Here is a 23,670-nt window from a genome sequence, read left to right as displayed (position 1 = left end):
ATGAACAAGCTGCTTCCGCTCGCTTTCCTGCTGCTCATTACCTCGGCTCACGCCGCCCCGTCTGCCAGTGCTGGCGAGCCGCTGACGGCCCAGCGCTACGCCGCCGAACTCGGCGTGGGGATGGATGTCGACTGGGCGCGCACCGATCGCGGCATCCGGGAGTTCGACCCGCTGGCGGTACGCGATTTTCAGCAGCGGGGCATTCGCCATGTGCGGGTGAGAGTGGCGGGCGACGCCACCGAAGCGCGGCTCATTCATTTGCGCAAAATCGTTGAGGCGTGCGAGCGCTACAACATCATCCCGATAATCTCCTACCAGGCGGACGCCTTTAAAGCCGACCCGAGCGCGCAAAACGCCGCGAAAGTGGTCGCCTGGTGGAGCGCGGTGGCGAACTATTTCGGCGAGCAGCATCCGCTGCTGGGGTTTGACGTCATCTACGAGCCCGCCGACCGGCTCAACCATAATCCGCAGCAGCTCAACCGGCTCTACAGCGACGTTATCAAAACGCTTCACCACGCAGATGCGCAGCGGATGATTTTTATTGCGCCGCGTTTCCGCGCCGTGCCTGAAGATCTCCCCATGCTGAAACTGCCGCCGCAGAGCAGCCATTACGTGCTGGCGCAGTGGCATATTTTCCCGTGGGGGCCGCTGCGCGCCAGCGGCAAATATCCGTGGACGTCCGGTACTGCGGCGGAAAAGGCGGCAATCCGCGAGCGCATTAACAGCGCGCGCCGCTGGCAGCAGAAGACCGGGCATGTTAGCTGGGTGGGGGGATGGTCGGCGGCGCAGACGGTGAAAACCACGCCGTCTGCGGCCACGCTCGCGTTTGCCCGTTTCATGGCGTGCGAGCTGAAAAAAGCGGGCATTCCGTATGCGCTGAACGCCGCGAATCAGTTTTACGACGGAGAAGAGGGCGCGTGGCGCCCCACGCAGGCGACGCTGCTTGACGCCATGATCAACCCGACGTGCGCAACGGAGCGCGCGTCGGGCCACCTTACACCGTCTGCTCCGGTATCCGCTCACGGTGCGCCAGCGGCAACCAGCACGCCAGCATCAGCACACCCATCGCCGTCATCAGCATCCCGAGGCTAAACTGCCCGTTCTGCGGCAGCAGCGCGGACGACCACGCCAGCAGCCCGGAACCGCAGTTTTGCAGCCCGCCCACCAGCGCGCCGGCGGTGCCCGCCAGGAACGGAAACGGCTCCATCGCGCCGCTGGTGGCAAGCGGAAACAGCATTCCGGCGCCGAAGAAAAAGAGCGCGGCGGGGATAAGCAGCGTCCAGATATTCATTATGCCAAGCCAGCCCGGCAGCCACATCAGCACACCCGCCGCAAGACAGCTCAGTACCGCCTGCCACATCAGGGTGGTAAAACGCTTATGGGCGCGCCCGGCAAACCAGGCGCCGAAAAACGCCGCCGGGATCGGCAGAATAAACAGCACGCTCACCGCAAGGCTGCTGAGTCCGAGGCCCGCGCCCATCAGCACCCCGGAGCACGCCTCAAACACCGCGACGCCCGCGAGTCCGGCAATCAGCATAATCAGATAGCAGTTAAAGCTGGCGGTGCCAAACAGCAGCCTGTAGCTCGCCAGCAGGCGAGGGCGCTGCGCCTGTACCGGGCGGGTTTCCGGCATCCAGCGGAACATACAAAATGTCACCACGACCGCCAATGCCAGCAGAAATGCAAAGCAGGCGCGCCAGCCCCACCAGGTGTCGAGCAGGCCGCCGAGCAGCGGCGCCACCAGTGGGCTGACCAGAATGCCCATGTTCAGCAGGCTGTTGGCGTGGCGCAGCGCCGGGCCTTCATAGAGATCGCGCGGCAGCGTTCGCGCCATCACGCCGCCGACGCCGGTGCCCATCCCCTGTAAGCAGCCCGCCAGAATCAGCACCGGCAGGCTGCGTGCCTCCAGCGCCACCAGCGTCGCGAGGATAAAAATCACCAGCCCCGTCATGATCACCGGGCGGCGACCGACGCGGTCGGATATCGGCCCGTAAATCAGCTGCGAGACGCCGTAAGTCAGCAGATACGCCGCCATCACGCTCTGCACGGCCCCTTCGCGCACGTTCATTTCCAGCGCGATACCGGCGATAGCCGGGATATAAATCGTCTGCGCCATCTGCCCGACGGCGACAAGCAGAATCAACATCATTAATAAATGACGGTTAGCCAATATTCTCATCATGATTATTCGATACGCACAGGTGAAGAAACAGGATATATCTCTGCATGGATATTAAATGCGAGAGAAATATACCGCATGCGCAGGGATTATCCAGTCGGCTATCACGCCATCAATATAAATAGCAGGCAGCTTTTACGGACACTTTTCGGAAACATTTATTGCCACTGACGATGCCCCCGCCGCGCGGCCATGCGCGGCCGCGACAGGCTCAGGCCAGCGCAGGCAGCGTCAGCCGGTGCGTAATGTGCGGCTGGTGCGTCACGGGTAAAAAGCCGGCCTGTAAATAAAAGCTGAAGGCGGATTCTGGCGCGCGAATATTGAGATAATCGAACGCGTTGTGGGCATGATGGGCGATGGTTTTCAGCAGCTGATTGCCGACGCCAACGCGGCGTACCGCATGGCTGACATAGAGATGGCGCACGCGTCCGGCGCGCGGATGAGTATCGAAAGGGTCGCGGTTCAGCCCGCCGACGCCAACCAGCGCTTCGCCAAGAAACGCGCCGAGCAGCCGTTCGCCAGGAGCCGAAAAGCCGTTGCTGCCGTCCATCCAGTGGACGGCGAGCCGGTCGAGCATCGTAAAGCCGAGCGCCTGACTCTCTTCACGCAGCCGGTCAAAATCGATGCCGACCGGGGTAACAGACCTGATAGTGATGATTCCTGACATCGTTCCCTCCTGGTGGATGTACCGTGTTAAAGAGGGGCGGTTGCCCGCCCCTCTTTGGTGCGGCCTGAACCTGAGTTACCGAAGGAACTTCAGGACAGCATCAAGCAGTTGCAGGACTGCAACAATGAGTTTCAGGATAAGGATAAACAAATCCACTCCGCTCATACGCGTCTCCTCTGGTAAAGGAGCACCAACTGGCGTACCTCTCCGCTGCCTGTTGCCAGTTGTTTTGTTGGCGTAACACAGTGTGCTCTCTCGGGGTTAAGGCACTGACGGCACCACCCGTTTCAGCCAGGACTCTTTATTGCGCCCGTTTAAATGCGGCCCCGTATCGCACGCTGTGACAGCAACATCATTATAGATAGATACTGTATAAATGAACAGTATTTTCTGGACAAGAAGCGGAGGGCTGGATCATACTGATCAAAAGCCACGACTGCGCCAGCGGCCCGCCAATTGCGGGAGCAGGCATTTCGTCGTATAGTTACGCTGTTGACGTAACACAGTGTGCTTTGCGGCTACCAACCGCAACAGTAGCTGAAAAAACCTCGCCTCTGGCGGGGTTTTTTTGTTTCTGCGCCCGCCCGCCGCGCTGTTTTCCTTTCTGCCACGCAGCGACAGAGGGTAATAATCACGCTAAATAATATTCACTTCTGTAGCAAAAAAGCAGGCTGAAAAAGCGACATGAACGACATAATTCGCACTGTTTGTAAGGAAAATCTGATGACGAAAAAGGGCAATCCACTGCCATTATGCTTTTTTAGCAAATACGATTTTTGAGAAGCGTAAATGCAATAGCACTATTTGCTGTCATCATTAATTAAAGAAATTTTACTTAAGATCCTGTAGTGTCATTTTTAACGTCAAATTTCACACCCACTAAATATGGTAGCTGGATATATACATGCCCGCTTAATAATCTGTTTTCAGATTAATCTTAATGTATGACCACCCCACTATTTCCCGCCTCGTTATCGCACGTAACCGTTACGCTTTCCTGTTAATTGTTCTTTTAAAACAAACTCTTAATATAGATAATTTTAATGAATAACGACGGAGGTATTCATGTCTTTCACGATTATTTCCTGTTCGAAGGGGCGGAAAAATCCTAAAAATACGCTATTCAATTAAACGGGCAGGCATTTTCACCAGAATGCCCGCCAGGTCTGGTGTTGAATTGTCATGAGGGTTATGTAGAATTTTCTCGCTCTGCCTCAGAAATATGCGTAAAACGTCCGGGTTTACTTCGGTAAAGCCCGTGCGGTAGCTATCTCTGAAGAAAATGAAATTCCTTCACCGAAATGGCATAATCTTCCCTGGCAATGACAAACTTTTAGTCATAGCCTGAATCCAGAAGCCGTTATTTCTTTGTATACAGAATATATTTGCAACGGAAACCATCGATGAATATGCGAATCGTATTAGCCCTGCTGTTTGTGTTAGGCGTAGCTGGTTGTAAAGCGCCGCCTCCTGCCGTTACGGATGACACTATCGTGACCAGTGTGGTTAATGGCGTCACGCTCACCCACCGCCACGCGGTGACTCCGCCAAAAGAGTTCCAGCCTGTCAACGAAGAATACCGCGCGATGTACCCGGCGTCGGTCATGACCCGCCCGGATTTCGGCGGCAAAGTGGTTCGTCAGCTGGAAACCGGCAAAACCTATAACGTACTGGGCCAGGTTGAAGGTTATTGGCTGGCGCTGGCCGATCAGGGCGAAGAGCAGCTGATTGGTTATGTTCCGCTGCGCGCGGCAGTGAAGAGCGATCTTTATGAAGCAACCGTTCGTAAAGAGATCCCGAAACTGCGTCGTAAAGCTGCCAAAGCTAACTGCGTGACGGTGGATGGCAACAGCAAAGCCTGTAAAAACACCAAAAGCGGAACCTGGGTTATCGATTAATCCTGATTCAATGAGCCACACCTCATGAAAAACCGTACCGTTTTACGCCAGGGCTTCCTGGCGTTTTTGCTTGCCGCTCTCACCTTGCTGAGCGGCTGTTTATCGTCTTCACGCAGCGTTCCTTCCCAGTACAGCCTGCATTTTCAGGCTCACCCACAAATTAATAATTCCGCACCGCTAAAAGTCCGGGTGCTGCTTCTGAAATCTGACGCCGACTTTATGTCCGCCGATTTCTTTTCGCTGCAAAACAATGCTCAGACCGTGCTGGGAGCGAACCTGCTCAACAGCGACGAGTTCTTCCTGATGCCGGGCCAGCTGGATAAAACCCTCAGCGGCCAGAGCTCGCTTGAGGCGCGCTATATCGGCGTGATGGCGGAATATCAGGCGCTCGACGGTAAAAAGTGGCGTATCTCGCTCCCGCTTCCCGCACCCAGTGACTCCAGCATTTATAAATTCTGGAAATGGTCATCCGACGAACTTGAGGCAAAAGTGTTTCTTGACGTCAACGGGATCCGCGTCATCAACGAATAATCAGCGCCCTTACAGGACACCAGTATGAACAAAGCAGAAAAAGTGGTCTGGACCGAAGGGATGTTCCTGCGTCCGCACCACTTCCAGCGCGCGGAAAGTTTCCTGCAAAACCACATCCGCGAATGGGGTTCACTGCAACGCCCGTATCTCTGGGGGTTTCTCGATCTGGAATTTGACGAGGCGATGCTGCGTCAGGGACGCGTGGCGCTGAGCTACGCCAGCGGTCTGCTGCCGGATGGCACCCCGTTCGCCTTTCGCGACGCCCGCCACGGCCCGGCGCCGCTTGCCATTCCGGACAACCTGACGCACGAACGGGTGGTGCTGGCGCTGCCGGCCCGCCGCGCCGGACGCGAAGAGGTCATTTTCAGCGAGGCGGCCGATTCGCTCGCGCGCTACGCCACGTTTGAAGAAGAAGTCGAAGATGACAACGCGATGTCGGTTGGCGCCGCGACGGTACAGTTTGGCCGCCTGCGTCTCAAGCTGATGCTGGAGAGCGAGCTGACCGCCGAGTGGACCGCCATCGGCGTCGCGCAGGTGATTGAAAAGCGCAACGACAATCAGGTGCGCCTCGACACCGGCTACATTCCGCCGATGCTCAACGCTATCAACAGCGGACAGCTCTACAGCATGCTGAACGACCTGCACGGCCTGCTTGGCCAGCGCAGCCAGCAGATAAGCCAGCGTCTGCGCCAGCCGGGGCGTTTTAACACCTCCGAGATGGTGGAATTCATGCTGCTGTCGCTGATTAACCATCATCTGGGCCACGTCACGCATTTAAAAACCCTGCCGCTGCTGCACCCGGAAACGCTGTGGCGCGACTGGCTCGCCTTCGCCTGCGAGCTCGCCACCTGGACTGCGCAGCGCGCGCCGGACGCCACGCTGCCGGTTTATGACCATGACAACCTGGCGGGCTGTTTTGGCAAACTGACGCTGATGCTGCGCCAGGGCCTGTCGCTGGTCATGGAAGAGAGCGCCATCCAGTTGCCGCTTACCGAGCGCTCCCACGGCCTCAACGTCGCTACCGTGCCGGAAAGCAACATGGTGCGCGAGTTCGGTTTCGTGCTGGCGGTCAAAGCCAACGTGCCGGGCGAGGCGCTGCAAACGCACTTCCCGGCGCAGATGAAAGTCGCGCCGGTCACCAAAATTCGCGATCTGGTGCAGTTGCAACTGCCGGGTATGGTGCTGCGCGCCATGCCTGTCGCGCCGCCGCAGATCCCGTGGCATGCCGGCTACAGCTATTTCGAACTGGAAAAGGGCGGCGAACTCTGGAAAGAGATGGAAAAATCCGGCGCCTTTGCGCTGCATCTCGCCGGTGAGTTCCCGGGCCTTGATATGGAGTTTTGGGCCATTCGCAGTACGAATGAATAACACGACGAGCGCTCACTATGGAACCACAAGCCACCGGCAGCGATGCCATTCTTTCCGGCGCCAGCAGTAATAATCCGCTGGTCGCGGCGGCCAATCCGCTGCTTAACGCGATCCCGCAGATTCGTCATTCTGTATCGCATGAAGATCAGGCCGGGCTGCGTCAGCGCCTGATTGACGAGATCCGCCGCTTTGAAGTGCGCTGTCAGCAGGCGGCGCTGCCTTATGAAGTCATCGTCGGCGCGCGCTACTGCCTGTGTACGGCCCTCGATGAGGCGGCGGCGCTCACCCCGTGGGGCAGCCGCGGCGTCTGGTCCGGCAGCGGTCTGCTGGTGACGTTCCACAACGAAACCTGGGGCGGAGAAAAATTCTTCCAGCTACTGGCGCGACTGTCGCAAAACCCGCGCGAGCACATCTTTTTGCTGGAGATGATCAACTACTGCCTGCTGCTCGGGTTCGAAGGGCGCTACCGCGTTATGGACAACGGCCGCACGCAGCTGGAAACCATCAAGCAGCGCCTGTGGCAAATGATCCGCAGCGTGCGCGGCAGCTACCCGCCGCCGCTCTCGCCGCATCCGGAAGATCAGCCGGTGATGCGCAAACTCTGGCGTCCTGTGGTGCCGCTGTGGGCCTGCGTGGCGCTGGCCGGTTTCCTGGCCTGCCTGTTCTTTATCATTCTTAACTGGCGGCTTGGCGACAACACCAGCCCGGTGCTGGCGAAGATCTATCAGACGCCGCTGCCGGAAATCACCGTTCAGCAGCCCGCTCGCGAAGTGGCGCCGGTGCTTAACCTGCGCGGATTCCTGCGCCCCGAAATTGAAGCGGGCCTGGTGGCGGTACGCGACGAAGCCGATCGCAGCGTCGTTATCCTCAAAGGCGACGGCCTGTTCGCGTCGGCATCGACCGTGGTGCGCGACCGTTACGAGTCGGTCATCGATCGCGTGGCGCAGGCGATGAACAACGTCAGCGGCAAAATCCTCGTGGTGGGTTACAGCGATAACGTGCCTATCCGCAGCGCGCGTTTCGCCTCGAACTACGAGCTGTCGCTCTCGCGCGCCGAATCGGTACAGAAAATGCTCCAGGCGCACCTCGCCGACCCGAACCGCGTCAGAGCGCAGGGCCGCGGCGAGATGGACCCTATCGCTCCGAACAATACGCCGGAAAACCGCGCCCGCAACCGCCGTGTAGAGATAACTCTGCTGGTGTCGCCGGATAACACCCTGGCCGAGCTGAACGGATTGCCGCAAGGAAACTAAGGATGCTGAATATTCTCCTTTCAATAGTGACCAACCGCATCTTGTGGGGGTTCATGGGCGTTACCGCGCTGTCGGCGGTCGTCTGGATGATAGGGCCGCTACTGTCCATCGTCGACAGTCGCCCGCTGGAGTCGGAAACCAACCGTATCATCAGCATTGCGCTTATCTACCTGATCTGGGTACATAGCCACATCGTGCCGCGGCTCTACAACGCCTGGCTGAACCGCAAGCTGATGGACAAACTCAACGACGGGAAACCGGCGGAAGAGGGCGGGGATTTCAAACGCCTGGGCAACGACGATCAGGTGCTGGCGGACCGTTTCGACGAGGCCGCGCAGATCCTCAAAAAAGCGCACTTCAATGCGCCCGGCCAGCGCGGCCAGTGGACGCAGCGCTTTAGCACCCAATACCTTTATCAGCTGCCGTGGTATGTGATTATCGGCGCGCCCGGCTCCGGGAAAACCACGGCGCTGGTCAACTCCGGCCTGCAATTCCCGCTGGCGGATCGCTTCGGTAAAACGGCGCTGCGCGGTATCGGCGGCACGCGTAACTGCGACTGGTGGTTTACTAACGAAGCGGTGCTGCTTGATACCGCCGGGCGTTACACCACGCAGGAGAGCGAGCAGGCGCAGGACGCGGGCGAATGGCTGCGTTTTGTCGATCTGCTGCGTAAATACCGCCGTCGTCAGCCGATTAACGGCGTCATCATCACCATCAGCGTTTCCGATCTGCTGACCCAGTCGGCCGAAGCGACCCAGCAGCAGGCGGTCAACCTGCGCCAGCGTCTGGCGGAACTGCACGAACAGCTCGGCATTCGCTTTCCGGTCTACGTGCTGGTCACCAAAGCGGACCTGCTGAAAGGCTTTCGTTCTTACTTTGGGCGTTTTGATAAAGCCCAGCGCGACCAGATCTGGGGTTTCACCTTCCCGTGGGAGCAGTCAAAGCAGGCCGATTTCGATCTGCTGGCGGCGTTCACGCAGGAGTTCGCGCTGCTGCAACAGCGTCTGGACGCTGGCCTGCCGGATACCCTGCTCGCGGAAAGCGACCCGAAAGCGCGCGCCGAGTGCTATCTCTTCCCGCAGGAGTTCGCGGCGCTGCGTCCGCTGCTGGCGGACTACCTCAGCACCGTGTTTGCCCGCTCCAATTTTGAAACTGAATTCTCGCCGCGCGGCATTTATCTTGCGAGCGGCACCCAGGAAGGGCTGCCGTTTGACCGCGTCATGGGCGAACTTAACCGCGCACTCTCGCTGCCGACGGGCGGTAAAGAGGGCGATAACTGGGACTCGGTCAGCAAAGAGGCGCCGATCCCCGGCGGCAAAGGGCAGAGCTTCTTTATTAAAAACCTGCTCCAGAATGTGATTTTCCAGGAAGCGGGCATCGCCGGTCAGAACCGCTGGTGGGAGCTGCGCAACCGCGCGGTGATCTGGTCGGGCTATGCCGCGCTCACCGCGCTGTTAGTGGTGCTCGGCGGTTTGTGGCTCACCAGCTACGGCAATAACAAAGCGTACCTGGCGGAAGTGAACGCCAAAGTGCCGGGCGTCGAGCGTCAGAGCAAAGCGCTGCAAACTTCGACGGGGCGCGATCTCTTCAGCATGCTGCCGCTTTTCAACAGCCTGGTCGAGCTGCCCAGGAGCAAAGAGTTTGACCTGAACTCGCCGCCGGTGACGTATCGCATGGGGCTGTATCGCGGGGATGACGTGAACGACGCCTCGCAGGCGCTCTACCAGAAAGCGCTGCAGGAGATGCTGATGCCCGCCGTGGCGCAGCTCATCACCGGTTGGGTACGCAGCGACAATGGCAGCGACGTGGAATACAGCTACGAAGCGCTGAAGGCGTACCAGATGCTCTACCAGCCGAAGCATTACGACGGTAAATTCCTGCACTCCTGGGTCATGCTCAACCTGGAGCGCAACCTGCCGCAGAATGTCACCCAGGCGCAGTTGAACCAGCTCGAATGGCACCTGACGCAACTGCTGGAGCCGCAAATCCAGACCTCGCCGTACGCCAAAGACGAGTCGCTGATTAGCCGCCAGCAGGCGATGATCAACCAGAAGCCGCTGTCGCTGCGCGTCTATGGCCGTCTTAAGCGTCTGCTGGAGCGCGACGAGAACTTAAAGCCGGTGTCGCTGGCGACCCTCGGCGGCCCGCAGAGCGAGCTGGTCTTTTCGCGTAAAAGCGGCAAGCCGGTGAGCGACGGCGTGCCGGGGCTTTACACCCCGAAAGGCTACTGGGAAAGCTTCAACGGCCAGATAGACAACGTCACCGCCTCGCTGCATGACGACGACGCCTGGGTGCTTGGGCTTTCCACCGCCCAGGAAGACAAAGCGCAGACGGACAACGCGGTGCGCCAGCTCTATATGCGCGATTTTATCAGCCAGTGGGACAGCTACCTGGCGGATATCCAGCTTAACAACAGCGCCGACCTGAACCAGCGCATCAACACGGCGCGCGTGCTCTCCAGCAGCAACTCGCCGCTGCGCCGTCTGGTGATGAACTTAAGCCAGGTGCTGACGCTCTCCCGCGCGGAACCGCAGCCGGGCGAAACGGAAAACAAAGAGCAGGGTAACCGCGCCACCCGCACGCTGGAAGCGCTGTTCAGCGACCGGGAAAGCGGGGCGACGACCGCCGCCGCCGCGCCGCAAACGCCGGAACAAGTGGTGACCGATCACTATGCGCCGATTATCGAACTGGCGCAGCCGCTGGAGAAAGGCGGCAAAGCCATCGTGTTTGATGACTTTATCAAGCAGATAGATGAGCTCTACCGTTACCTGACCGCCGTGCAGGACGCCGCTAACAGCGGCATGCCGCCGCCAGGGGGCGAGGCGATTAGCCGCTTACAGGCCAGCGCAGGGCGTCTGCCGGGCGGGCTGCAAAACATGTTCAGCCGCATGGCCGTTGGCGCCAGCAGCGACACTCAGCAGCGCGAACTGGAAAACGTGCGTAAACGTATCAGCGTGGAAGTCGGCAGCTTCTGCCGCCAGGCGATCGCGGGCCGTTATCCGCTGGTGCGCTCCGCCAGCAGCGAAGTGACGCCGGACGATCTGGCGCGGATGTTCGCGCCGGGCACGGGCCTGATGGACAGTTTCTTTCGCGACAACCTGACCAACAAAGTAGACACCACCCAGGCGCGCTGGCGCTTTACGCCGGGCATCGACGGGAAAACGCTGCCGGGCAGCGAAGGGGTGCTGCGTCCGTTCCAGCAGGCGCAATACATTCGCGACGCGTTCTTCGCCAATGGTGCTACCACGCCGTCGTACCGCGTGACGGTGCGCACTGTGCGGATGGATAATGACATTCTGACGCTGTCGCTGGACGTTGACGGCCAGCTGCTGCGCTACAGTCACGGCCCGCAGGCGGTGCAGTTGATGAGCTGGCCGGGCAGCGGCGGTACGAATCAGGTGCGTATGCAGCTTGGTCTTGCCAACGGCACCACCTCGACGCTGGTGACGAACGGCGCCTGGGCGCTGAACCGCTTTTTCGATCGCGCCCGCATCGCGCCGGGTGCAGGAAGCCTGAGCCGCCAGGCGACGTTTTCGGTTGACGGACACAGCGTGACGCTGGAATTCACGCCAAACAGTATCCGCAACCCATTCCAGCTCCCTGGCTTCGCATGCCCTTAACCGCAAGGAACGGATAATGAGTCATTACCCTGCGATTAGCTGGTACGGGAAACTGCCCAGTGCCGGCGACTTTCTCCAGCGCCGCTTTCCCGATGCCCTGCAACGCCAGTGGTCGCACTGGTTTCAGGTAGGGCTGCTGAACTGGCAGAAAGAGGATGAACAGCGCGAGACGGGCAACCGCCAGTTCTCCAGCGCGCCGGTCTGGAACTTTGTGGTTCCCCCGATGCTCGGCAGTCAGCAGGTGCAGATGGGCTGCCTGATGCCGGGACGCGACAGCGTCGGGCGTCAGTATCCGCTTCTCGCGACGGTGGCGTTCAGCCCCGCCGAGTGGACGCCGCAGCATCTGGCGTTAGCGGAGGCCTGGTATCAGCAGCTCGGGCGCGTCCTGCATCACGCGGTGCGCAACGCGTTCTCCGCTGAACAGCTCGACCAGGCGGTGCTGGCCATTCCGTCACCGGCGCTGCCCGCGCCGGAAAATCGCTCGGAAATTCTTGATGTCATCGGTTATGAAGAGACGCCGGTGACGCTGAGCTGGCGGCAGGCGGCGGAGTGTTTCGATCCGCAGCGCCAGACCAGTTTCTGGTGGACCAACCGCAGCGACGGTTATCCGCTCTACACGCATGTACACAGCGGCAATTTTACCGGGCAGCTCTTTTCGCTGTTGTTTGATCCGGCGGGCGGTGCGCGTCCGGGTCGCCACGGGCTCTACCCGCCCATGTTCGAATAAGGCAGTTCGATGGATATTGAAACCCTTCTCGCTCCGGTGAGCCCGGAGCAGCCGTGCGGCGACAATCTGGAGTACGACGCCGATTATCAGGCGATGGAACAGGCAAGCCAGGGCAAAGCGGAACAGCAGTTTGGCGACACCATTATTCCGGCAGAGCCGGCGGACTGGACTAAAGTTGAAAAGCTGGCCCTGGCGCTGCTTGAGCGCACCAAAGATCTGCGCGTCATGCTGGCGCTCACCCACGCGTGGGCTAAACGCCGCGGGCTGCCGGGCTATGCCGACGGGCTGTTGCTTATCCAGGAAGCGCTGACGCGCTACTGGGAGCCGCTCTATCCGCTGCTGGAAGAGTATGGCGAAAAAGATCCGTTCTACCGTATTAACGCGCTGGCGGGCCTCGGCGATAAATCTGCCCTGACCGCGACGCTGCGCGGCGCCACATTGCTGCGCAGTAACGGCGATGAAATTACGCTGCGCGACGCCCAGTCGTTGCTGGATAACAGCAAAAGCGAATGCCCCGGCTATCCGGGCGGACGTCCGCGGCTGGTGGACGAACTCGCGCGCGGCGATCAGCCGGGCATCGAGGCGATAATCCAGATCCACGCGCGTCTGGAAGCTATCCGCAGCATTCTGGTCAGCCACTTCGGCGAGAGCGGGGTACCGGAAATGGAGCAGCTCCAGAAGCTCACCAGCATTGTGGCGCAGGCCTGCCAGCCAGGCGAAGGACACGCGCCGCAGGATGTCGAAGAAACCCAGACGCAGGCGGAAAACGCGCCTGCCGCCGTCAGCGCCAGCGCCCCGGCGCGGGTGGTGGAAACTGACTGGCGTAACGTGCAACTGCAAACGCGCGACGACGCCCAGTTGATGCTTGAGAAAGTGAAGCAATACTTTGCCCGGCACGAGCCGAGCCATCCCGCGCCGCTGATGATTGAGCGCGTGCAGCGACTGATTGAAATGAATTTCATGGATCTTATTCGCGACCTGGCGCCCGACAGCGTGCATCAGGTGGAAAACATTATCGGACGCCGCGAGTAACGGCGTTTCTCTTTACGGCGGCAGGCATGAGGCCCGTCGCCCGAATTTCACCGCGCATCTTTGATGGAGAACATCATGCCAATGAGTAACAGTGGGCAGAAATTTATCGCCCGTAACCGCGCGCCGCGCGTGCAGATCGAATACGACGTGGAAATCTACGGCGCGGAACGCAAAATTCAGCTTCCGTTTGTGATGGGCGTGTTTGCTGATCTGGTCGGGAAGCCGGTCGACCCGCAGCCTGCGGTGGACGAGCGTAAATTCCTTGAAATTGACATCGATAACTTCGATGAGCGTATGAAAGCGCTCAAGCCTCGCGTGGCGTTCCAGGTGGACAACACCCTGACCGGCGAAGGCAAACTGAGCATCGATCTCACCTTCGACAGCATGGACGACTTCCTGCCGGACGCCGTGGCGCGTAAGGTCGAGCCGCTGAACAAGCTGCTGGAAGCCCGCACCCAGCTTTCTAACCTGCTGACCTACATGGACGGTAAAAACGGCGCCGAAGAGCTTATCGCGAAAGTGCTTCAGGATCCGACGCTGCTCAAATCGCTGAGCCAGATGCCGAAAAATGACGATGGCACGAAAGGTAACGAGGAGTAATCGATGAGCAATCCTTCTCAACAGCAAGAGCTGCAATCGCAGCAGGCGTTCAGCCAGGACGAATTCAGCGCGCTGCTCAGCAAAGAGTTCCGCCCGAAAACCGACCAGGCCCGTTCGGCCGTCGAAAACGCGGTGAAAACCCTGGCGCAACAGGCGCTGGAAAACACCGTCACCTTCTCGAACGACACCTACCGCACCATTCAGAACCTGATTGCCGGTATCGACGAGAAGCTGTCTCAGCAGGTTAACCAGATTATTCACCACGACGAATTCCAGAAGCTGGAAAGCGCCTGGCGTGGCCTGAACTATCTGGTCAACAACACTGAAACCGACGAGATGCTGAAAATCCGCTTTATGAGCATCTCCAAGCAGGAGCTGGGCCGCACCCTGAAACGCTTTAAGGGCGTGGGCTGGGACCAGAGCCCTATCTTCAAAAAAATCTACGAAGAAGAGTATGGCCAGTTCGGCGGCGAGCCGTTTGGCTGCCTGGTGGGCGACTACTACTTCGACCACAGCCCGCAGGATGTTGAACTGCTGAGCGAAATGGCGCGCATCGGCGCGGCGGCGCACTGCCCGTTCATCACCGGCACCGCGCCGAGCGTGATGCAGATGGAATCCTGGCAGGAGCTGGCGAACCCGCGCGACCTGACCAAAATCTTCCAGAACACCGAGTACGCCGCCTGGCGCAGCCTGCGCGAGTCGGAAGATGCGCGCTACCTGGGTCTCGTCATGCCGCGTTTCCTGTCGCGTCTGCCGTACGGCATTCGCACTAACCCGGTGGACAGCTTCGACTTTGAAGAAGAGACCGATGGCGCCAACCACGCCAACTACAACTGGTCCAACGCGGCCTACGCGATGGCGGCCAACATCAACCGTTCTTTCAAAGAGTACGGCTGGTGCACCTCCATTCGCGGCGTGGAATCGGGCGGCGCGGTAGAAAACCTGCCGTGTCACACCTTCCCGAGCGACGACGGCGGCGTGGACATGAAGTGCCCGACCGAAATCGCCATCAGCGACCGTCGCGAAGCGGAGCTGGCGAAAAACGGCTTTATGCCGCTGATCCACCGCAAAAACTCCGACTTCGCCGCCTTTATCGGCGCGCAGTCGCTGCAAAAACCGGCGGAATATCACGATCCGGACGCGACCGCGAACGCCCGTCTGGCAGCCCGCCTGCCGTACCTGTTCGCCTGCTGCCGTTTCGCGCACTACCTCAAGTGCATTGTTCGCGACAAGATCGGTTCTTTCCGCGAGCGCGACGAAATGGAACGCTGGCTGAACGACTGGGTGATGAACTATGTGGACGGCGACCCGGCGAACTCCTCTCAGGAAACCAAATCCCGTAAGCCGCTGGCGGCAGCCGAGGTGCAGGTTCAGGAGATCGAGGACAACCCGGGCTACTACGCCGCCAAGTTCTTCCTGCGTCCGCACTACCAGCTGGAAGGCCTGACCGTTTCTCTGCGTCTGGTCTCCAAGCTGCCGTCGCTGAAGAGCAACGACGCGTAAGTCTGGCTCAGGCCGTAAGGGTACGCCTTGCGGCCTGTCACTGACCTCGCAATCACAGGGAGACGTGATGAAAATGCTTAGGGTACTGGCTGTTGGTTTGCTGGCGTGGTCGGCACTGGCAGCCGCGCAAACCACGGTTTATGAATACCCCCGGGCAGAGGATTTGCCTGAGGACGGCACGACGTTTTTGACGCGCGACCCGGCGCTGCTAAACGCCTTCGACAACCATCTGTCCGCCGCGCGTTTTTTTACGGCATGGAGCAACAGGCAGAACGAGCGCGAGCGTATCAAAGCCGATATGTATTTCGTGGGCGTGATGGATGCGACCGAAGGCATATTATGGTGTCCTGAACGACCGTCGAAACCGGGCACGTTGCGCAGTATCGCCTACGACTATTTTGCTACATCATCGCCTGAGCGGCTTAAAAACGCGCAAGCCAAAACGCTTATCGTTGAGGCGTTAAAAGAAAATCATGCCTGTAAGTAAACGCTCATGAAAATCCCTTTTTCGCTGTTGCTGTTTATCTGCACAAGCGCGTTAGCGAATTCTGCTCAGGAGTCAGCCGCGTTTTTTAAAGTCTTACCTTATAAACAGGTTTTTAAAGACATGGTGCTGGCCCGGTGTCTGGCACAGGTGTCCACTGACGACAGCGCTTTTAGTACCGATGCGGGCTTCAGCGCTTATGCCTTAATGCAATGGATCCCCTTAGACATCGACACAGGGAATGAAAAGGTCAATGCGCTCATCCTGAAATATCGCGACCAGCGAAATGGTTTTTCGCCGGAAGCATTAGCAGGGCGTTCTATTAAGGGCGTGACGCTTAACTGTTTACGCCTCTATCACAGCCCGGCGCTGGAACAGTTAAGTAAGGAAGTCCTTATTGGTGATGCGAGCCAGAGCTGGATGCAAGACAATCCCTCATGGCAGAGCGATTAACCCGCCCCGGATCGTTAAGGAAATAACGAATAAGGACATTCATGAAACGTTCTTTTGCTCTGGCATCCGTGCTGAGTGCCGTCATGCTGAGTGCGCCGGTGCTGGCAGGAGTATGGGTTATCGACCCCGACGAGAGCCAGAAAAACCATTTCGATCCAGACAGAGGCAACGTAACAGGCGAGCAGCTCTTAAACGCCTGGAATGACAGAGCAGATAAAGAAGCCTCGCTACAGGCACAAATTTATTTGCTGGGTCTTTTTGATGCGACAGAAGGCATGGGCTGGTGCAAAAGTAAAACCACGATGCCCTCCGCGCTTCGCGAATGGACATACGGTTACTTTAAAAAATTACCGCCCGAACGGCTTAAAGAGAAAGCCAGCGTCCTGATGCTTGAAGCGCTTAAACACTATTTCCCTTGTCACAATAACGCTGACAAATAAGACCGTTATACCCGCAGTAATCAATCACCTATTTTAGCGGCTCGCGTTGGGCGGGCCGCTGAGATCGCCTGACGGAATAAACATGCTGTCAGGCTGAGAGGCAGAGGTAAAATATGGATGGTTTTATTCAGCCCCATGCTTTCCTGTTTGCCATATTAAGCGCTTTTTCGAAAGCAATAATCGTCATTAACGAAGAGTAGATATTATGGCTATTGATATGTTCCTGAAAGTAGACGGTGTAACCGGCGAATCTAAAGATTCCAACCACACCGGCTGGACCGACATCACCTCTTTTTCCTGGGGCGCATCCCAGCCGGGTAACATGAGCGTGGGCGGCGGCGGCGGTGCCGGTAAAGTGAATTTCAACGATCTGCATGTTAACGCGCTGATCGACAAATCCACCACCGCTATCCTGAAGCACTGCTCCAGCGGTAAGCACCTGACTAAAGTTGAGCTGTCTGTCTGCAAAGCTGGCGGCCAGCAGGTTGAATACGCGCGCATCACCCTGGAAGACGTGCTGGTAACGTCCGTACAGTACACCGGCGCAGACAACGGCGACACCGTAGGTGTTACCTATGCATTCCAGGCGGCTAAAGTGAAACAGCAGTACTGGGAGCAGACGTCTTCTGGTGGTAAAGGCGCAGAAACCAGCGCTGGCTGGAACATCAAAGAAAACAAAGAAGCGTAATCATAGTGAGCCCGCAAGGGCTCACTTTACCTCTTACAGGGCGCAGGGATGGCGACGAGATTTAAGTGGGTCATGGTGTCAGTGGGCTTATTTTCTGTGCAAGCCATTGCTCGCACAGCGTACAGCCCGGAAGAATATTTGAAAAATTATGCGCTAAGCACCTGCATTGCGCAGGGCTATGAATCTACAGAAGTGAAAAACGACGCCGCAGCGGCAGCGAGAGGTTATCTGGAATTTGGCGATTATTCTCTCGAAGCGCATTCGGCAGTCATCAAACTGGGTCAGACGTTTCTTGCGAAAAAGTATGGCAGCCAGTCAGGCGAGCCGATGACGCTCGCGAAATGCATCGATTTCATAAATAGCGACGAACTGGTAGCGCTTATTCGCCGCTATAAAGGCCAGCCGGATCATTAAGCGGGCCGCGATAAGGACGCTCCTTATGTTAAAAAGATACAGCGCGGCGTTAGCGGTTTTCGCGTTTTCTTGCCACGCCGCGCTGGCGCAGCCGTCCATCAGCGATTTTACTCAGCCGCAGATTTTTACCCAGTGGGTGCAGAGCCGCTGTATCGGCGCTATCGCTGACAGCGCCGCGCTGAAAGCGGACGCTAACGCCAGCGCCGCCGCGTGGCTGGAGGCAAGCGATTTACCGATTGAGGCGTTTAACCAGGCGGATTCCGTTATTGCGCAGGCGCTGAAAACGCCCCTCGGCGGCACCACCAAAAACGATTACCGCGTGCTGAAATGCGCGTTGATTGCGCAAAGCCCGGAAACTGACGCGTTGTATAAGCGTTTTAGCAGGCAAAAGACCGCGCGAGGCGTGGAAAATTTTTAAATCACCGCCGGGCGACAGCAACTATGTTTATGCGCAGCGATGATGTTAATAGCGCTGATATACATATTATCAATAGAATAAACCCGTCCGGTTGTGAGGCGCGAGGCTTAACGACAGGCAGTCACGGGCCGCGCGCAGACGCGGCTCTGTTCCTTAGCTCTCAAACGTCGGGCGTCTGATAAGACCCGCGACGTTTGAGCGCTAATAACCCCAGGCAGGAATACGCTATGCGATTCACGATTATCACCAACAAGCCCGGCCACCAGCCTCCTCAGAGCAGCTGTGACTTCTACCCGCCGGGCGGCACGATTGGCCGTGGTACGGATAACAATCTGGTACTGCCGGACGACGAGAGAACGATTTCCCGCCTGCAGGCGATTGTCCATATCTCTGCGGACGGCGAATGCCGCATCACTAACCGCGGCAACGTCACCCGCGTGGTGCTGAACGATATCCCGCTGGAGCGTGGCCGTCAGGTTGAGTTGCAGGACGGCGACGTACTGGGCATTGATGAATATCGCGTACAGGTCAGCGATCTGGCGCTGAACGCGCAGCCGGTCATCGCGATGGCCGCGCCGAAACCAAACGTCGCGCCGCAGCCGCAAGTGCAACCGCAGGCGCCTCAGCCAGCACAAACCGCGCAGCCGCAGCCGTCGTCAAACGCGGCCGCACAGGAACCTACCGCGGTGCCGACCGAAATCTGGGACAGCCTGATGCAGGAGTTCTCTATCTCCGACAGCATCAGCCAGGGGCAGAGCCAGAGCGCGCGCCCGAAAGCGCCGGAAGCGCAGCCGTTCAACCCGTTTAACGCCCCGAAAGAGGCGGACCGCAACCCGGAAGATCCGCTGGCGCACTTTACCAGCGGCGGCAGCGAGCCGCTTTTTGGCAATGAAAGGGTCAACCCGGACAGCCTGTTCAAAGATGACACGCCGTTCGATAAAGACAGCATTTTCAACGATGTAACGCCGACCACGCTGGTGCCGCCGTCTGACAACCGTCAGGCTGCGAAACCGCAGGCGCCGCATAAAGAAAACGAAGAAGAGCTTGACCCGCTGGCGCTGTTCGGCGGCGTGGGCTCGACGCCTGCCCAGAGCCGTAGCGACGATCCGCTCGGCCTGATGATGGGCGGCGCGGTGCCGCTGACGCCGCCGGATGAGCTCTCCGCAGGCGCGGCCCCGCTGACACCACCGCCGCCACAGGCCGCGAAACCGGACGTGGAGCCTGCGAAACCGCACACCCCACCGGAAAAACCGCAGCCGGAGATGACCTCGCCGCTGGCGCCGAAGGCGGACGATAATCTGGATCTGGCCTCGCTCGCCGGTTCGCCGCTGTTCCCGGAAGAAGTGCCGGAAGAACCGCCGGTGACGCGCGTGGAAGTGCAGCCGGAGCCGCCGGAAGTGCAGGATTACGCGGGCATTACCCTGCCGACCCCGCAGGCCGTGGCGCGCAGCACCGCGCAGACGCCGAAAGGCCGCCTGCGCATCGACCCGGTGCAGTCGCCGACCAGCCAGGGCGGCGTGCCGACGGCTTCCAACGGCGACGTGCTGAACGGCGAACTGCTGGAAGCGCTGCTTGAAGGCATGGGCCTCGGCGAGCTGCAACCGACGCCGCAGTTCGACCGCGACAATATGCGCCAGCTCGGCCAGATGCTCAGTATGTTCTCGCAGGGCACCGTAGCGCTGCTCTCCTCGCGCTCTATTCTCAAGCGCGGCGTGAAAGCGGACATGACGATGGTGCTGGATGACGCCAACAACCCGTTCAAGCTGCTGCCGTCCGGGAAAACCGTGCTGATGCAGATGTTCGGCACCCGTATGCCGGGCTTTATGCCGCCGAAAAAATCGGTGCGTGACGCGCTGATTGACCTTCAGGCGCACCAGCTCGGGATGATTGCCGGGATCCGCGCCATTATCGCCGCCATGCTGCAATCCTTTAACCCGGAGCAGCTTGAGGAAGAGGCGCGTCGCGACGGCGTGGTCTCCCGCCTGGCGCTGCCGGCGAGCCGCAAAGCCGCGCTGTGGGATTACTTTGTGCGCCACTACAGCGATACCGCGGGCGAGATCGAAGACGATTTCCACACGCTGTTTGGCGAAGCCTTCCTGCACGCTTATGACATGGAAGTGAATCAATACAAAGACTCACAAAGCGGATCGGAAGAAGAATGAATATCAGCACGGCCTCACTCTCCAGACAGGGCGAGCGCGCCAGCAACCAGGATCAGACGGGCGAGACCGTCGGCGAACGCGCCGCCTGCTTCGTGGTGTGCGACGGGATCGCCGGCCTGCCGGGTGGCGACGTCGCCGCGGCGCTTGCGCGCAACGCCATTCTCTCGCGTTTCGACGGGGAACAGCATCTCAACGCGCAGTACATCCGCGAGTATGTGAATCAGGCGAACAAGGCGATCCGCGCCGAACAGAAGGCGGTGCAGGATTACCACCGCATGGGCACGACGCTGGTGAGCCTGTTTATCGATCGCGACTATCATCTGGCCTACTGGGCGCACGCGGGCGACAGCCGCCTGTATCTGTTTCGTCGCGGCTGGCTCTATCACGTCACCACCGATCACAGCCTGGTGCAGCAGATGAAAGACGCCGGTCATCAGACGGACGGCGTGAACAGCAACCTGCTGTACTTCGCGCTCGGCATGGGCGATGAGGGCCGCGAGCCGAGCTACAGCGACGTGGTGCCGATTGAAGATGGCGACGCGTTTTTGCTCTGCACTGACGGCTTCTGGCACGGCGTGAGCGAAGAGCAGATGAAAAAATCCCTTCATATGGTGAATACCCCAGATGAATGGCTCACTTTGATGAATCAAATACTGTTGAAAAATGGTGAGCAGGGGCATGATAAACAGGATAATTACAGTGCCGTTGCGGTCTGGGTAGGATCGCCCCAGGAAACGACGCTGCTGCATACGCTCTCTGACGCGGCGCAGTTTTTCCCCCTTCGAGATTAAAGGCTAACAAGGACTTTTATGAAACTTTGGCTTCCGGGTCTGGCTCTGCTTGCGGCGTCATCCAGCGTCTGGGCAGATAATTACCGTATCGTTCAGTCAAATACCCTGAAACTGGATGTCTGGGTAGACAACATCAAAGACAACACCCCGCAAAGCTGGTGCGGCCCTGAACTGCCGCTGCGTATCGTGACCAGCGGCGACAAAACGCCGAAGGTGCTGGATAACTTTATGCCGCGTCTCGGCTCGCTGCTGGAAAGCCAGTGCGGCAAGCTGAAAACCGTGCGCTGGCAGCTGAACGACACCCAGGGCAAAGCGCTGGCGAACGGCACCGCCACCAAAAGCGGTGACTGGAACCCGGTTGTGACGCCCGCCGCCGCGCCGGAGCAAACCACGGCCGCCACGGCCACGCCAGCCGTTCCTGACACGCTGCCGCAGGGCCGCCCGGAAGATCTCTCTCCGCCCGCGGACCGCACTCCGTGGCTGGAATTTAATCTTCAGGACGGCTGCCACCTGCGCACCTTCTGGAAAGGCGGCGCTGACGCGCAGGCCCTGTTTATTCCAGCGAAAGACGACGGCATCTGCGAAAAAGGCGGCTGGCTGAATGGCCGCAGCGAAGTCACCCAGATGGGCGACGCGGGCGAGAAAAAAGTCGCGGTCACCTTCGTGCACGGTTTTCCGATTGTTGGCATTAACGCAAGCGTTGACGCCGATCGTCTGCTTATCACCAGCGTTAACAACGAGCGCATGGTGGTCAGCGATGGCCGCTCCGCTCAGAGCTGGATGATCCTGCCGTATAACCGCGAGCAGAACGTCTGGCAGGCCCAGGGCACCGTCGCGGTAGAAATCTCCCGCGAGCAGGCCAGCGACGACGCGCGTCTGCGCGCGCGCCTGGATGAGGTGCGCAAGGTCTGGTCCGCGTATCTGGCACCGGGCGCTACGCTCAATATTCTGCTGATCGAAGCGCTGCATCCGCAGCTGCGCGACCCTGCGGCGGGCGCTTATCGCGCGCTGTAATTACCGTTAAACGCCAGGAGCCGTTATGAATACGCTGTATCAACAACTGGCCGGCGCGAGCGTCAGCGACGCGCTGACCCGTCTTGAGGGCGATATCAAAGCCCAGCCGGGCAACGCCGATCGCCGCGCCGCGTTTGTGCAGTTTCTCTGCCTCAACGCCAACTGGACCCGCGCGCTGACCCAGCTGAAAAGCTGGGCCGCGCTGGCCCCGCAGGCGCAGCCCACCGTGACGCTACTGCAACAGGCTATCGCAGGCGAGCAGCAGCGCGCCGAAGTGATGGCGGGTCGCGCGCGTCCGCGTATGCCGGGCGAACAGTGGCCGTGGCTGGATCTGCTGCTGCAGGCGCTGGCCGAAACCGACCCGGCGCGCGCAAGCGCGCTTCGCAGCGACGCGCTGGAGCAGGCCGAGGCCAATCCGGGCGAGCTGACGATGGCGACGGGCGAGTCAGGCGAACCGGGCGAACCGACGCGCTTCGACTGGCTGATGGACGGCGATGCCCGTCTGGGGCCGGTGTGCGAGCTTATCGTCAACGGCAACTACTTCTGGGTGCCGTTCAGCGCCATCGCCTCCATTCGCTTCCAGGCACCGGCGAGCGTCACCGATCTGGTGTGGCGTCACGCGATGGTGCAGCTGGTGGATGGCACCGAACAGGTCTGTCAGATCCCGGCGCGCTACCCGCTGGAAACCGGCGCGGAAGATCGCTTCCTGCTGGCGCGCACGACCGAGTGGCAGCCGCTGGACGCCGAAGGCATTCACTATCTCGGCGCGGGTCAGAAAGTCTGGCTGAGCGGCGACCAGGAGTTCGCGCTGCTGACGCTGGATATGCTCGCTTTCGGGCTGCCGGACGACGCGTCGCATGAATAAACCGTATCAGGACGACAGCGGCGATCTGCTGCGCCACGGCTATCGCTCGCGCCGCAACCCCTCGGCGGTCAGCGCGCGCGACAAAATGCAGCCGTCGCTGCTTGATCGCCTGACCGACGACGCGCCGGACAAGCGCCAGGAGCCGGCGAACAGCAATCTCGTCTCCCACAGCGCGCTGCGTCGCCATGTCCTGCGCGATTTGCAGTGGCTGTTTAACACCATCAACAACGAAGCGCAGCAGGATCTCAGCCGGGTGGATCATGTGCGCCGCTCGGTCTGGAATTTCGGCGTGTCGCCGCTCGCGGGCCAGCGGATGTCGGAGATCGAGTGGCCCGACATCCAGCAGCGGCTCACCGAGGCGATTCTGAACTTCGAGCCGCGCATCATGCCGCAGGGCTTACAGGTGCGCTGCGTCTGCGATACCAAATCGCTCGACCTGCACAACGTATTATCGATTGAGATCAAAGGCCGCCTGTGGTGCGTGCCCTGGCCGCTGGAGTTTCTGTTCCGCACCGATGTGGATCTGGAAAACGGCCATTTTGAGCTGAAAGACGCGGGGTAAA

General features: G+C 59.4%; 24 protein-coding genes. 21 read left to right on the top strand and 3 right to left on the bottom strand.

Annotated elements, in window-relative coordinates:
* Complete coding sequence (locus AFK63_RS18195; protein WP_038866283.1) at nt 1–1,092, top strand: cellulase family glycosylhydrolase; 1,092 nt, start codon at nt 1–3, stop codon at nt 1,090–1,092.
* Here the strand turns inward: AFK63_RS18195 and emrD are convergent.
* From emrD to tisB, 3 genes are all read right to left on the bottom strand, one after another.
* Complete coding sequence (gene emrD / locus AFK63_RS18190; RefSeq protein WP_144420929.1) at nt 995–2,179, bottom strand: multidrug efflux MFS transporter EmrD; 1,185 nt, start codon at nt 2,177–2,179, stop codon at nt 995–997. The two genes, AFK63_RS18195 and emrD, sit on opposite strands and share 98 nt — an antisense overlap.
* A 211-nt stretch (nt 2,180–2,390) precedes the next feature.
* A complete protein-coding gene (locus tag AFK63_RS18185; protein ID WP_038866279.1) occupies nt 2,391–2,846 on the bottom strand; it encodes a GNAT family N-acetyltransferase in 456 nt (151 codons plus the stop codon).
* Nucleotides 2,847–2,921: 75 nt separating this feature from the next.
* Nucleotides 2,922–3,011, bottom strand: a complete 90-nt coding sequence (tisB, locus tag AFK63_RS18180; RefSeq protein WP_032803729.1) for a type I toxin-antitoxin system toxin TisB — start codon at nt 3,009–3,011, stop codon at nt 2,922–2,924.
* A 1,238-nt stretch (nt 3,012–4,249) separates the two neighbouring features.
* Between tisB and AFK63_RS18175 the strand changes: the two genes are divergently transcribed.
* The 20 genes from AFK63_RS18175 (at nt 4,250) to tssE (ending at nt 23,669) form a co-directional block, all read left to right on the top strand.
* Nucleotides 4,250–4,744, top strand: a complete 495-nt coding sequence (locus AFK63_RS18175) for a YdgH/BhsA/McbA family protein (protein ID WP_038866276.1) — start codon at nt 4,250–4,252, stop codon at nt 4,742–4,744.
* Between the two features lie 24 nt (nt 4,745–4,768).
* Nucleotides 4,769–5,275: a type VI secretion system lipoprotein TssJ gene (gene tssJ / locus AFK63_RS18170; protein WP_038866274.1), complete on the top strand. Its 507-nt coding sequence runs from the start codon at nt 4,769–4,771 to the stop codon at nt 5,273–5,275.
* Between the two features lie 24 nt (nt 5,276–5,299).
* On the top strand, nt 5,300–6,643 hold the full coding sequence (gene tssK / locus AFK63_RS18165) for a type VI secretion system baseplate subunit TssK (protein ID WP_038866273.1): 1,344 nt from the start codon (nt 5,300–5,302) through the stop codon (nt 6,641–6,643).
* 17 nt (nt 6,644–6,660) lie between these two features.
* Entirely contained in the window at nt 6,661–7,896 is a 1,236-nt protein-coding gene (locus tag AFK63_RS18160; RefSeq protein WP_038866271.1) for a DotU family type VI secretion system protein, read from the top strand.
* Nucleotides 7,897–7,898: 2 nt separating this feature from the next.
* Entirely contained in the window at nt 7,899–11,516 is a 3,618-nt protein-coding gene (tssM, locus tag AFK63_RS18155; RefSeq protein WP_038866268.1) for a type VI secretion system membrane subunit TssM, read from the top strand.
* A gap of 16 nt (nt 11,517–11,532) precedes the next feature.
* Nucleotides 11,533–12,243 carry a type VI secretion system-associated protein TagF gene (gene tagF / locus AFK63_RS18150; protein WP_038866266.1) on the top strand — a complete coding sequence of 237 codons (711 nt, stop codon included), beginning with the start codon at nt 11,533–11,535 and terminating at the stop codon, nt 12,241–12,243.
* Nucleotides 12,244–12,252: 9 nt separating this feature from the next.
* On the top strand, nt 12,253–13,275 hold the full coding sequence (gene tssA, locus AFK63_RS18145) for a type VI secretion system protein TssA (protein ID WP_038866264.1): 1,023 nt from the start codon (nt 12,253–12,255) through the stop codon (nt 13,273–13,275).
* Nucleotides 13,276–13,350: 75 nt separating this feature from the next.
* Complete coding sequence (gene tssB, locus AFK63_RS18140) at nt 13,351–13,875, top strand: type VI secretion system contractile sheath small subunit (RefSeq protein WP_007713494.1); 525 nt, start codon at nt 13,351–13,353, stop codon at nt 13,873–13,875.
* A gap of 3 nt (nt 13,876–13,878) precedes the next feature.
* Entirely contained in the window at nt 13,879–15,378 is a 1,500-nt protein-coding gene (gene tssC / locus AFK63_RS18135; protein ID WP_038866262.1) for a type VI secretion system contractile sheath large subunit, read from the top strand.
* 67 nt (nt 15,379–15,445) lie between these two features.
* Nucleotides 15,446–15,865, top strand: a complete 420-nt coding sequence (locus AFK63_RS18130) for a Rap1a/Tai family immunity protein (RefSeq protein ID WP_038866260.1) — start codon at nt 15,446–15,448, stop codon at nt 15,863–15,865.
* Between the two features lie 6 nt (nt 15,866–15,871).
* Nucleotides 15,872–16,315 carry a T6SS amidase immunity protein Tai4 family protein gene (locus AFK63_RS18125; RefSeq protein ID WP_038866257.1) on the top strand — a complete coding sequence of 148 codons (444 nt, stop codon included), beginning with the start codon at nt 15,872–15,874 and terminating at the stop codon, nt 16,313–16,315.
* A 41-nt stretch (nt 16,316–16,356) separates the two neighbouring features.
* Entirely contained in the window at nt 16,357–16,755 is a 399-nt protein-coding gene (locus tag AFK63_RS18120; RefSeq protein WP_038866249.1) for a Rap1a/Tai family immunity protein, read from the top strand.
* A 205-nt stretch (nt 16,756–16,960) separates the two neighbouring features.
* Nucleotides 16,961–17,443: an Hcp family type VI secretion system effector gene (locus AFK63_RS18115; RefSeq protein ID WP_007713486.1), complete on the top strand. Its 483-nt coding sequence runs from the start codon at nt 16,961–16,963 to the stop codon at nt 17,441–17,443.
* A gap of 48 nt (nt 17,444–17,491) precedes the next feature.
* Nucleotides 17,492–17,857 (top strand): T6SS amidase immunity protein Tai4 family protein, encoded by a 366-nt coding sequence (locus AFK63_RS18110; protein WP_038866247.1) that lies wholly within the window; start codon nt 17,492–17,494, stop codon nt 17,855–17,857.
* Nucleotides 17,858–17,882: 25 nt separating this feature from the next.
* Nucleotides 17,883–18,275: a T6SS amidase immunity protein Tai4 family protein gene (locus AFK63_RS18105; RefSeq protein ID WP_038866244.1), complete on the top strand. Its 393-nt coding sequence runs from the start codon at nt 17,883–17,885 to the stop codon at nt 18,273–18,275.
* 227 nt (nt 18,276–18,502) lie between these two features.
* A complete protein-coding gene (tagH, locus tag AFK63_RS18100; protein WP_038866242.1) occupies nt 18,503–20,437 on the top strand; it encodes a type VI secretion system-associated FHA domain protein TagH in 1,935 nt (644 codons plus the stop codon).
* The gene (locus tag AFK63_RS18095) at nt 20,434–21,228 is read left to right on the top strand and encodes a PP2C family protein-serine/threonine phosphatase (RefSeq protein ID WP_038866240.1); all 795 of its coding nucleotides are present in this window, start codon (nt 20,434–20,436) and stop codon (nt 21,226–21,228) included. The genes tagH and AFK63_RS18095 overlap by 4 nt, the downstream gene beginning before the upstream one ends.
* Before the next feature lie 18 nt (nt 21,229–21,246).
* Nucleotides 21,247–22,242 (top strand): hypothetical protein, encoded by a 996-nt coding sequence (locus tag AFK63_RS18090; RefSeq protein ID WP_038866237.1) that lies wholly within the window; start codon nt 21,247–21,249, stop codon nt 22,240–22,242.
* 25 nt (nt 22,243–22,267) lie between these two features.
* Nucleotides 22,268–23,107 carry a type VI secretion system accessory protein TagJ gene (locus tag AFK63_RS18085; protein WP_038866235.1) on the top strand — a complete coding sequence of 280 codons (840 nt, stop codon included), beginning with the start codon at nt 22,268–22,270 and terminating at the stop codon, nt 23,105–23,107.
* Nucleotides 23,100–23,669 (top strand): type VI secretion system baseplate subunit TssE, encoded by a 570-nt coding sequence (tssE, locus tag AFK63_RS18080; protein WP_038866233.1) that lies wholly within the window; start codon nt 23,100–23,102, stop codon nt 23,667–23,669. Before AFK63_RS18085 ends, tssE begins: the two co-directional genes overlap by 8 nt.
* Nucleotide 23,670: the final 1 nt, after the last annotated feature.

It is taken from the genome of Cronobacter muytjensii ATCC 51329, from assembly GCF_001277195.1.
Taxonomy (GTDB): domain Bacteria; phylum Pseudomonadota; class Gammaproteobacteria; order Enterobacterales; family Enterobacteriaceae; genus Cronobacter; species Cronobacter muytjensii.
This window is presented reverse-complemented; position numbering and strand designations above follow the sequence as displayed.